The organism is Sphingomonas sp. FUKUSWIS1, from assembly GCF_000733135.1.
Classification (GTDB): domain Bacteria; phylum Pseudomonadota; class Alphaproteobacteria; order Sphingomonadales; family Sphingomonadaceae; genus Sphingomonas; species Sphingomonas aerolata.
This window is the reverse complement of sequence record NZ_JPJC01000059.1, coordinates 22,759-30,325: the sequence shown is the minus strand read 5'-3', so window position 1 is coordinate 30,325 and position 7,567 is coordinate 22,759. Positions and strand designations below refer to the sequence as shown.

At 67.9% G+C, this 7,567-nt stretch carries 6 protein-coding genes and 1 tRNA gene; 2 read left to right on the top strand and 5 right to left on the bottom strand.

Annotated features, from left to right (window positions below):
• Both sphsw_RS04840 and sphsw_RS04835 read right to left on the bottom strand, forming a co-directional pair.
• The coding region (locus sphsw_RS04840; protein ID WP_042466588.1) for a FadR/GntR family transcriptional regulator at positions 1-245 on the bottom strand (245 nt) is incomplete at its 3' end.
• Between the two features lie 39 nt (positions 246-284).
• Positions 285-1,631 carry a GntP family permease gene (locus sphsw_RS04835; protein ID WP_031439619.1) on the bottom strand — a complete coding sequence of 449 codons (1,347 nt, stop codon included), beginning with the start codon at positions 1,629-1,631 and terminating at the stop codon, positions 285-287.
• Positions 1,632-1,997: 366 nt separating this feature from the next.
• Here sphsw_RS04835 and sphsw_RS04830 point away from each other — a divergent pair, with 366 nt between their 5' ends.
• A complete protein-coding gene (locus sphsw_RS04830) occupies positions 1,998-2,210 on the top strand; it encodes a helix-turn-helix domain-containing protein (protein WP_037529849.1) in 213 nt (70 codons plus the stop codon).
• An 85-nt stretch (positions 2,211-2,295) separates the two neighbouring features.
• Positions 2,296-5,292 carry a glycosyl hydrolase family 28-related protein gene (locus sphsw_RS04825; protein ID WP_152555397.1) on the top strand — a complete coding sequence of 999 codons (2,997 nt, stop codon included), beginning with the start codon at positions 2,296-2,298 and terminating at the stop codon, positions 5,290-5,292.
• 33 nt (positions 5,293-5,325) lie between these two features.
• Here sphsw_RS04825 and sphsw_RS04820 read toward each other — a convergent pair.
• From sphsw_RS04820 to sphsw_RS04810, 3 genes are all read right to left on the bottom strand, one after another.
• Positions 5,326-5,401, bottom strand: a tRNA-Thr gene (locus sphsw_RS04820).
• Positions 5,402-5,418: 17 nt separating this feature from the next.
• Positions 5,419-6,273, bottom strand: coding sequence for a hypothetical protein (locus tag sphsw_RS04815; RefSeq protein ID WP_031439616.1), 855 nt, complete (start codon positions 6,271-6,273; stop codon positions 5,419-5,421).
• Between the two features lie 74 nt (positions 6,274-6,347).
• Positions 6,348-7,567 (bottom strand): replication-associated recombination protein A (locus tag sphsw_RS04810; RefSeq protein WP_031439615.1); only part of this gene is annotated, 1,220 nt, incomplete at its 5' end.

Sequence of the window (7,567 nt, the reverse complement as noted above, 5' to 3'; positions counted from 1 at the left end):
GGCATGTGCGTGCCGAGCCGTGCGGACGGCCGCCGCTTGACATAGGAGCCGGCGCCGAGCCGCGCCTGGGTAATGCCGTCCGAGGCGAGCCGGGCCAGCGCCTCGCGGACGATCGTCCGCGACATGCCGAACATCGCCGCGAGCTTCGCCTCCGATGGCAGCCGGTCGCCGATCGCGAGTTCCTCGTCGGTGATGATCCGCACGATCGCGGTATAGGCGCGATCCGCCAGCCGCCCCTCGCTCACGGGCACCCGCCCCCTCTCGTCACCGCATCCTGTCCCATCTCAGACGACATAGCTCAGCGCCAGGACGAGGACGAGGCCGACCACCGAGATCGCGGTCTCGAGTAGCGACCAGGTGCGGAAGGTGTCGGCAGTACTCGTGCCGACATAGCTCTTGACCAGCCAGAAGCCGGGATCGTTGACATGGCTGAAGAAGACCGAGCCCGCGCCGATCGCGAGCACGACGAGTTCGGGGGATACGCCCGAATTCGCGACGACGCCGGGCATGATCCCGACCGCGGTGATCGTCGCGACCGTCGCCGACCCCGCCGCGAGCCGGATCGCGACCGCGACAAGCCAGCCCAGCAGCAGCGGGGAGATCGCGTACATCAACACCGTCCGGGCGAGCAGGTCGGACAGCCCGGCGGTCACCAGCACCTGTTTCAGCGCGCCGCCCGCGCCGATCGCCAGCAGGATTGCCCCCGCCGCGCCCATCGTTTCATGCCACACCGCGTCCTGGATCGCCGCCTCGCGCAGCCGTCGCCCGAACAGCAGCGGCAGCGCGACGAGGTTGGTCAGCAGCAGCGCGACGACCGGGTTGCTCGCCGCGACGAGCCAGCCCGCCCCCTTCAGCGCGGGCATCATCTGGCCCAGCTCGCCCGTCGCGATCATCAGCACCGGCAGCAGCACGATCAGCAGCGACCAGAGCCGCGGCGGCGGTGCTATGGCGAGCCCGGCGTCGGTCGCGACCGGTGACGCCAGCCGGACGCCGCGCGTCGTGATCTTCGCCAGCAGCGGACCCGCGATCACCGCGGTGGGGATCGCGATCAGGATGCCGTACAGCATCGTCCGCCCCAGATCCGCGCCCAGCGCCTCGACCGCGAGCAATGGACCCGGATGCGGCGGGACGAGCGCATGGACGACGCCGAGCCCGGCCAGCGCGGGCATGATCAGCCGGAGCTTGGCGGCATCCCGTACCGGGCCGTCCTCGCCCGTCATTTCCTCCGCGGCGGCGACGACGATCGGCAGCAGCAGGACGAGCCCGGTTTCGAAGAACAGCGGCAGGCCGACGACGATCGCGATGCCCAGCGTGGCCCAGGGGGCGGCGCGTGCGCCGGTCATCTGCAGCGCGCCGCGGGCGAGCGACGCCGCGGCCCCCGACAAATGCAGCATCGCGCCGAGCGACAGGCCGAGCGCGACGACGAGACCGGTCCCGCCGATGATGTCGCCGACCCCCTTCTGCACCGCCTTGGCGACGTCGGGCAGCGGCAGGCCGGCCAGCAGCCCGACGGTGAACGCGCCGCACAACAGGCCGATAAAGGGATGCAGCCGGCCGCGGACGATCATCACGACGGCCAGCGCGATGCCCGCCAGCGCCGCGATCACGAGCCTCAGGTCGCCGCCGATCACGGATGGGTGCCGTTCGTTCGCGTGCGACCGCGCTGTGACTGCATCATCGACATCACTCCCAATGATCCGACGACGCGTTCGCCTGCCGGTTTGATAACAGCTGTAGGACAGGTTTCTGTCTGACGACACCGAAAAGGCTTGATCACCGTGAAAATGCGGAGGCATAGTGAGGACCTGTCCAACCGACTCCGCAAGAGAGATCGATGGGCCGGCACTGAAAAGCCTTTGACCGCGGCGATCGACCGGGGCGTGAAAAGCCGACAGCAGAGGAGGATGACCATGGACGGGACTGCCCAGACCGCACGGCAAATCCAGCACGCCCCCACGACCTCGAACGCGATCTCGAACGCGGGCCAGGCGCTTGCCATGCGCGCGCCGCTGCCGCGGCTGACGCCGACGCAGATCAAGGTCCTGCGCGGGGTGCATTCGGGATTGCTCAACAAGCAGATCGCCTTCGATCTCGGCATCGCGGAAGCGACCGTGAAGGCGCACATGACCGCGTTGATGCGCAAGCTCAACGTGCGCAACCGCACGCAGGTCGCGGTGCTCGCGCATACGCTGATGCTGCAGGCGGCCTGACCCGGCTACGACCTTTGTCGCGCCTGAAGCGATCAGCGGCTTGCATTAGGCCGGTACCCGGGCGGCACTCACGGAGAGATGAATGATGGACGTGAAATGGCTGGCGGGCACGGCGCTGCTGCTGCTCGCGACCCCGGCGTTCGCCGGGACGACGTCGGTCTATCGTACCGCGCCGGCCGATCCGCGGGCGATCACGGTCCGCGGCGTCGGCGATGGCCGTGCCGATGACAGCGCGGCGATCCAGCAGGCGATCGACGCGGCGGCGGCGGGCGGCAAGGGCGGCGTCGTCTTCCTGCCATCGGGCCGGTACCGGATCAGCCGGACGATCTTCGTCCGCTCGGCGGTTCGCCTGTTCGGGGTGGGAGCGACCCGGCCCGAGATCCTGCTCGCCGATAACAGTGCGGGCTTCGCATCCGGGGTGGCCGCGATGGTCAGCTTCACCGGCGAGGATCAATACCGGGTCGGCAAGGCACCGGTGCCGCCGCGGACCAGCGTGCCGTTCGATCCGAGCATCTTCGACGCGACGTCGAGCACCTTCTATTCGGCGCTGTCGAACGTCGACTTCCGGATCGGCGCGGGGAATGCAGGCGCGGTCGCGGTGCGCTTCCGCGTCGCGCAGCATGGCTATCTGCGGCATGCCGACTTTCATATCGGATCGGGGCTGGCGGGCGTCTATCAGGCAGGCAATGCCTTCGAGAACCTGCGCTTCTTCGGTGGGCGCTATGGCATCATGTCGGAAAAGACGTCGCCCGCCTGGCAGTTCACGCTGCTCGATTCGGAGTTTTCCGGGCAGCGCGATGCTGCGATCCGCGAGCATGAGGTCGATCTGACTTTGGTCAACGTCGTCATCCGCGACACGCCGGTCGGTATCGAGATCGATCGCGGCTATTCGGATTCGCTGTGGGGGAAGGACGTCCGGTTCGAAAAAGTGACGCGTGCGGGCGTCGTCGTCTCGAACGAGGGCAGCGTCTTCACGCAGATCGGGTTCGACAATGCGGTGGCGGTCGACACCCCGGTCTTCGTGCGGTTTCGCGACAGCGGCAAGACGGTGGCGGGATCGGGCGCGCGCTACCGGGTCAGCGACTTCTCCTATGGCCTGAAGCTGCCGGCGCTGGGTGCGATCGGCGACTATGCGACCGACATCGCGATGACGCCGCTCGCTCGCTCGCCCGCTCGGCCCGCGCGCGCAATCCGGGCAATGCCGCCGGTTCAGGACTGGGCCAATGTCCATGATCTCGGCGTCAAAGGCGACGACGAGACCGACGATACCGCCGCGCTGCAGCGCGCGGTCGACACGCACCGCGTGCTGTATTTCCCGACCGGGCGCTACCGCGTCACCGACACGATCCGCCTCCGGCCCGACACCGTGCTGATCGCGCTGCATCCCGGGCTCACGCATCTCTATCTCGCCGATGCGACACCGGCCTTCATGGGGGTCGGGGGCCCCAAGGCGCTGATCGAAAGCGCCAAGGGGGGCGATGCGATCGTGTCCGGGCTGGGGCTGTGGACCGGTGGGGTCAACCCGCGCGCGACCGCATTGCTGTGGAAGGCGGGCGAGGCGTCGATGGTCAACGACGTCAAGATCCAGGGCGGCGGCGGCACCGCGCTGACCAAGGGAAGCCCGATCGGCTTCGGCGACCCGCGTGCGCGCTTCGACGGGCAATATCCCAGCATATGGGTGACGGACGGCGGTGGCGGCACCTTTGCCGCCTTGTGGTCCCCCAACACGCTGGCATCGGCGGGGTTTCACGTGTCGAACACCAGCACGCCGGGCCATGTCTACCAGCTGTCGGCCGAGCATCATTATCGCGCCGAAATCGTGCTCGATCATGTCGCGAACTGGGAATTCCTCGCGCCGCAGACCGAGCAGGAGGTTCGGGACGGCGTCGACGCGATCTCGACCGAGATCCGCCATTCGCGCAACATCCTGTTCGCCAATTATCACGGCTACCGCGTCACCCGCTCGATCAAGCCGATGGATGCGGCGATCAAGCTCTACGAGTCGGGCGATATCCGCTTCCGCAACGTCCATGTGAACGCGGAGAGCGGGTTTGCGAGCTGCGATGCCAAGGGCTGCGGCACCTTCCTGCGGGCGAGCAAATATCCCTTCGAGAACGCGATCAAGGACATCACCGGCGGGCAGGAGGTCCGCGAGCGCGAGTTCGCCCGGCTCGACGTTCCTGCGACTCCCGCGCCCAAGGCTCCGGCTCCGGCGGCGGTCGAGAAGCTCGCCGACGGCTTTTATTCGATCGCCGGCGGTGCGGTCGACGCGAACGGCAAGCTCTACTTTATCGACCGCCATTTCCAGCGCATTCACGGCTGGTCGAAGCGCGAAGGTCTGTCGATCGTCGCGGAGGCACCACTCGATCCGGTCAATCTGATGGTAGATCGATCGGGGCGGCTGCTGGTCCTGTCGTCGGCAGGACGCGATGCCACGGTCTACAGCATCGATCCGGCAAAGTCCGCCGACGTCCAGGTCATCGCGCCGACCGCGATCGCCGAGTCCGGCCCGGCGAACAGGGATGCCGCCACCGTGCTGCCGGTCAACGTCTGGGAAAACGGCGAATTCGCGGACCGGATCGATCCCGTCAGCTATCAGTATCCGACGATGGCGGACCTGTTCGCGGCGAAGATGGGCGAGGCCAAGGCGGCGCACTATGTGTCGCCCGACGGTTCGCTCGCGCTGCCTGCCTTTCGCGTGTGGAATCAGGGGCCGGACGATCATCAGGGATGGCGCTGGTCGGATACGCTCAACGCGAACGGCTTCGTCGCCGCGCGGCCCGGCGAGCGCGTCGTCCTGACCAATGCGTCGGAGAACCGCACCTATAGCGGTCTGGTCGGGGCGCAGGGCAGGGTCACCGACCTGAAGCCGGTGGCCGATCGCGGTGGCGAAAGCGTCGCGCGCGATGCCGCGGGCCGGCTCTACGTCGCCAATGGGCAGGTGTTCGTCTATGACGCCGGCGGCGCGCTGGTCCGGCGGATCGACGTGCCCGACCGTCCGCTGCAGTTGGTGATCGGCGGCCCCGACAACCACACGCTCTTCATCCTCACCCACCATGCGCTCTACGCCACAGCTATCTGAGGGCGCGCGCGGTGGTGCGGTCGGGTGGAGGAATGGTGCCGGTTGCAGGAATCGAACCCGCGACATCCAGTTTACAAAACTGGCGCTCTACCAACTGAGCTAAACCGGCAGCGGGCGCCTCATGCGTCAGGTGACGCCGAACGTCCAGCCTTCGGTTGCAGCAATAAGCGAAGTCATCGCCCGAGGACACCAGAAATCGGCGTTCCTCGCATTGGCGCGGAGCCAGGCCGCGGTCAGGATCGCGTCGGTCGCATGGTCGTCATAGCGCGCGAGGGGGTGGTGCGGTGCGGAGCCGAGCGCGGCGAGCGCGTCGTCGAGGGTCGCGCCGTCGCGCATCTTGCTGCGACCGACGGGGCGCCCCGCGGCGCGCGCGGCGATGCTGGTATAGATTTCGACGATCGCGGCGCCTGATCGCGGCGGCGCATCGAACGGCCAGACCGGGATCCGTCCGTCGAGACGGTGCAGCAGGCGCATCCCGGCAAAGCTCGCCTTGGCGACCTGCGCCGCGCCGATCGCGTCATACACGGTCGAGGGTTTGCGGCTGCCGTCGTCCGGCATCTCGCACCGACGCCAGTGCAGGAAATCCGCCTTGGTCCCATCCGCCGCGCCGAGATAGAAATGCGTGCCGCGGCGGCGCTCGATGAACGATGCGGCGCCGAGATCGGGATCGTCGCTTTGCGCGTCGACCATTGCCCAGAGCGCGCGGGCATCGGCGGTCGGCGGTTCGCCGGGCAGATGCGCACCACGGGTCACGAAGGGGGCGGAAAAGCTGAAGTCGAACCCGGCAAGCAACGGCAGGTCGCGGCGGGCGACCAGCCAGTCGAGCACCGCCTGGCGTGACCAGATCCCGTCCGGTGCGGAGACAAGCGTCGGGGCAGCGTGATCAGGGCCGCAGATCGCAACGGCGATCCCCTTGTGCCGCTGTCCTTTCGCGCCGGACCAGTCGATCGCGACGAACTGCGCGAAGTGATCGGGAGTCATCGAGGACGCACGCAGGGCAGATCGACCCGGCGGGGCGCGGGAAATCCGATCGTCTCACACGCGTTCATGCGCGGCTAGGCGTCCTTGGCCTGCCGGCGTTCGTCCCACCAGGCGAGGCGTTCGGCAATACGCTTCTCGAACCCGCGGTCGGTCGGCGCGTAGAAGGTCTGCGGCGTCATCTCGTCGGGCCAATAGTTCGACCCCGAAAAGGCGTTCTCGGCATCATGGTCATAGGCATAGCCCTTGCCATAGCCGATATCGCGCATGAGCTTGGTGGGGGCGTTGCGGATCGCGGCCGGCGGCATCAGCGACCCCGTCTCGCGGGCCGATTTCCAGGCAGCCTTCTGCGCCTTGTAGACCGCGTTCGATTTGGGTGCGGTGGCGAGATAGACGCAGGCCTGGGCGATCGCGAGTTCGCCTTCCGGACTGCCGAGGAAATCATAGGTGTCCTTGGCGGCGATACACTGCACGAGCGCCTGGGGGTCGGCGAGGCCGATATCCTCGACCGCGGCGCGCGTCAGGCGGCGCAGCAGGAATAGCGGTTCCTCGCCCGCGGTGAGCATCCGCCCAAGATAATAGAGCGCCGCCTGTGGATCGCTGCCGCGGATCGATTTGTGCAGCGCGCTGATGAGGTTGTAATGCCCTTCGCGATCCTTGTCGTACACCGCGACGCGGCGCTGGAGGAAGTTCGACAACCCCGCCGGATCGAGCGGTTCGGGCAGCTCGACCGAGAACAGCGTCTCGGCCTGGTTGAGCAGGAACCGTCCGTCGCCATCGGCACTGGCGATCAGCGCATCGGTCGCCTCGGGCGTGAGCGGGAGCGGGCGGTCCATCAGCGTCGCCGCGCGGGTCAGCAGCAGCTCGAGCGCGCCGCGGCCCAGTCGCTCGAGGATCAGTACCTGCGCACGGCTGAGCAGTGCCGCGTTGAGCTCGAAGGACGGGTTTTCCGTCGTCGCGCCGACCAGCGTCACCGTGCCGTCTTCCACATAGGGAAGAAACCCGTCCTGCTGCGCGCGATTGAAGCGGTGGATCTCGTCGACGAACAGCAGCGTACGCTTGCCCAGCCGCGCATGGTCGCGGGCTTCGGCAAACGCCTTCTTCAGATCGGCCACGCCCGAAAACACCGCGGAGATCGCGACGAACCGCAGATCGACCGCGTCGGCGAGGAGGCGCGCGATCGTCGTCTTGCCGGTGCCGGGCGGTCCCCAGAGGATGATCGACGACAGCCGTCCCGCCGCCACCATCCGCCCGATCGCGCCGCCTGCGCCGGTGATGTGATCCTGCCCGACGACCT

Bases quoted from the DNA above. Each gene is read 5' to 3' on its own strand.
- sphsw_RS04830 (WP_037529849.1), top strand. From the start codon at position 1,998: ATGCGCGCGCCGCTGCCGCGGCTGACGCCGACGCAGATCAAGGTCCTG.
- sphsw_RS04825 (WP_152555397.1), top strand. From the start codon at position 2,296: ATGGACGTGAAATGGCTGGCGGGCACGGCGCTGCTGCTGCTCGCGACC.
- sphsw_RS04815 (WP_031439616.1), bottom strand. From the start codon at position 6,273: ATGACTCCCGATCACTTCGCGCAGTTCGTCGCGATCGACTGGTCCGGC.